A 337-nucleotide genomic window follows, 5' to 3' on the forward strand; every position below is an offset into this window, starting at 1 on the left:
TTTCTTTGGATGAATTCCTTGAACGCTTTTCGATGGACGTACGAAACGACGAACATGCTATGTCAAAAATCCTAAAACTAGCATCAATGGATAAAGACGACGAGGTTTTGGAATATTCCCTAGGTATTGGCTTTAGATTTTTTGGATTCGACAGCAAATGCGTACCGATTTTGAATAGATTAATTTCCGAAGATTGGCACATTTCTCATGAAGATATTGCGGAGTTATTGCAAGATTTTAGAGACCCTAGAGCGTTTCCCGCTTACTCCGGCTCATATCCTGCGGCAGCGAAGTAGTTTCTTGCCTCTGAGGGCGTGACTGCGTCTATCGCAGACGC

Annotated in this window: 1 protein-coding gene; it reads left to right on the plus strand. The window is 43.0% G+C overall.

Annotation, left to right across the window (positions count from 1 at the left end):
- The coding region (locus tag ACXAIC_RS24855) for a hypothetical protein (protein WP_475187137.1) at positions 1-296 on the plus strand (296 nt) is incomplete at its 5' end.
- Between the last annotated feature and the right edge of the window lie 41 nt (positions 297-337).

The sequence above is a fragment of the Roseibium sp. AWQ4_254 genome, assembly GCF_056161025.1.